Source organism: Streptomyces beihaiensis (genome assembly GCF_026274175.1).
Lineage (GTDB): Bacteria > Actinomycetota > Actinomycetes > Streptomycetales > Streptomycetaceae > Streptomyces > Streptomyces beihaiensis.
This window is the reverse complement of record NZ_JAPHNL010000175.1, coordinates 1-2,485: the sequence shown is the minus strand read 5'-3', so window position 1 is coordinate 2,485 and position 2,485 is coordinate 1. Positions and strand designations below refer to the sequence as shown.

The 2,485-nt window shown below is 72.7% G+C and carries 3 protein-coding genes; 2 read left to right on the top strand and 1 reads right to left on the bottom strand.

Annotation, left to right across the window (positions count from 1 at the left end; all coding sequences use genetic code 11):
- On the top strand, positions 1–836 hold an 836-nt coding region (locus OFY01_RS16110), incomplete at its 5' end, for a polysaccharide deacetylase family protein (RefSeq protein WP_266600467.1).
- Between the two features lie 54 nt (positions 837–890).
- On the opposite strand, the gene OFY01_RS16105 is transcribed toward OFY01_RS16110, so the two are convergent.
- Positions 891–1,550 carry a class F sortase gene (locus OFY01_RS16105; RefSeq protein ID WP_266600465.1) on the bottom strand — a complete coding sequence of 220 codons (660 nt, stop codon included), beginning with the start codon at positions 1,548–1,550 and terminating at the stop codon, positions 891–893.
- 347 nt (positions 1,551–1,897) lie between these two features.
- Between OFY01_RS16105 and OFY01_RS16100 the strand changes: the two genes are divergently transcribed.
- Positions 1,898–2,386, top strand: a complete 489-nt coding sequence (locus OFY01_RS16100) for a hypothetical protein (protein ID WP_266600463.1) — start codon at positions 1,898–1,900, stop codon at positions 2,384–2,386.
- The last annotated feature ends 99 nt before the right edge of the window (positions 2,387–2,485 follow it).

Sequence of the window (2,485 nt, the reverse complement as noted above, 5' to 3'; positions counted from 1 at the left end):
CGCACCGCGCCGCCCCACCGGCCGCGGCCGCCCCGACCGGGTCGCCCACGACGAAGCCCTCCGGTGCCTCCGAGGCATCCAAGGCCGCCGGGGCGTCCGAGGCATCCCCGTCGGTCGGGCCCGCCGCGGGACCGCCCGCCGCGCGGGCCCACGCCCCGTCCGCGTACCGGCTGCGGCCCCTGGCCGGATACGGTGGCGCGCACAACGCCCGCGCGCCGCTGAAGGTCCGTCACGAGCCGATTCTGCGCATGGACTTCGGCCGCGGTGACCGCGCGATGGTGCTCACCTTCGACGACGGACCCGACCCGCGCTACACGCCGCACATCCTGCGCACCCTGCGCAAGCACGACGTGCGCGCCATGTTCTTCGTCTGCGGCGAGCAGGCCGAGTGGAACAGGGACCTGCTGCGGGAGATGGCCGACGACGGGCACATCATCGGCAACCACACCTGGACCCATCCGCTGCTCATCCGCAAGACGCCCGCGCGCGTACGCTCCGAGATCGAGCGCACCAGCGATCTCGTCCACGACACGGTGGGCGAGGCACCCGCCTGGTTCCGCGCCCCGTACGGCGCCTGGAACCGCTGCGTCTTCAGGACCCAGGCCGAACTCGGCATGGAGCCGCTGGCCTGGACCGTCGACACCACCGACTGGAAACGCCCCGGCACCGACACGATCATCCGCCGGGTGCTCGACGGTGCGGCGCCCGGCGTCGTCGTCCTCAGCCACGACGCGGGCGGCAACCGCTCCCAGAGCGTCGCCGCGCTGCGCACCTACCTGCCCCGCCTCATCGACAAGGGATACCGCATCACGCTGCCGCGCCCTCAGGGCGTGTGAACCACGGCCACGGGGCGGGCGGGCCGGAGACCCTCCCACCCCGTGCACCGCGCTTCAGCGGACCGCGTCCAGACGGGCGAAGACCACGACGTTGCCGTCGTAGCCGTTGCGCTTGGAGAAGCCGCCGCCGCACGTGATCACGCGCAGCTCGGGCGCGCCCGTGGAGCGGTACACCCGCTCGCCGGGGAAGTTCTTCTTCTCGAAGACGTCGATGCCGTAGATCTTGAAGACCGCCGTCCTGCCGTCCTGGCGCCGGACCTCGATGTGATTGCCCTTCTTGAGCGAGCCCAGACCGTAGAAGACGGCCGGTCCCCGCATGTTGTCGACATGGCCGACGATCACCGAGGTGCCCTTCTCGCCGGGCGACACCCCGCCCGTGAACCAGCCCGCCAGGTTCGGGTCCTCCGGCGGCGGCGCCTCCACCCAGCCGTCGGAGTCGAGACCGACCTCCATGAGCGGCGCGTCCACCCGGATCGCGGGGATGCGAATCCGGTCCACCAGGGAGAACGGCAGGGGTCCCGGAGCCTTGGGGGTGATCTTGGGGGGTGTACGGGTGTCAGCCTTGGCCGCGGCGGCCGGCTGCGGCGGACCGACGTCGAACTCCCCCGACCCGTTGCGGATCAACGCGAGCCCTGTGAGCAGCACCAGCGCTATCACGCCCCACGGCGCGCGCTTCCTTGGCCGCTCCTCGGCTTCGAGTGTTGCGTCGGACATTCGCTCATCCCCTCTGGGCGCGGTGGCGAGACCGCGTCCGTTGCGCGTACCGAAACGCTAAGTCGGCCGCGCGCGGGCAGCGACGGGGCGAGGGCGAACGGGGGACGGCCGGGCGGTGCCCGCCGGCCCCGGTGCGCCATCCGAGTCGCCGCTCCCAGGTTTTTTCTGACGGTCTGTGACCTGCGGCGATATCCGCCCGTACGGAGATCTGTCGGCGTGTCGGCTCACCAGGACGGCCGATTCCCGAAATGCGGGCGTGCGCACGCCATCTGAGGGTGCGTCTGGGAGGGCGTTCTCGCCGAAACACCCGGGGACCGTTCCCGGGGCGCCTTCCGCGGAGGATTTCCATGCGTACTACCCGTGCCCTGGCCGTGTCCGCGGTCGCGGCAGCCGCCGTCGGTCTCGCCGCCCCCGCCGCGTCCGCCTGGACCGACCCGCAGAACATCACGGCGACGCCGAGCGTCATCCCACGCGGCGGAGAGCTGACCATCTCCGTCGACGGGACCAAGTGCCAGCGCAACAGCACGGCGACGTCGGACGCGTTCGGGACGATCAACCTCTCGCCGGCCGGCGGCACCACGGCCAAGGGGACCGCGAAGGTCCGGCGTGACGCGCGGCCCGGCGCCCACGACATCACCGTCAACTGCCAGGGGTCGCAGCTGACCCGCCCCGCCGCGTACACCGTCATCCGCGGCAGCGTGCGCGGCGGTCTGGGAGGGTCGAGCAGCACCGGGGCCACCCCGACCGACATGGCGATCGGCGGCGGGCTCGTCGCCGTGGCGCTGATCGGCGGTGGAGCGTTCTGGATGCGCCGCCGTTCGGAGAACCGGGGCTGACCACAGCCGCGGGAGCGGCGGGCCCCGACCCCTTCGCGGGGCCGCCACGCGCGTGAACGGGCCGGTGCCCCGAGGACCTGCTGACGGTCCTCGGGGCAC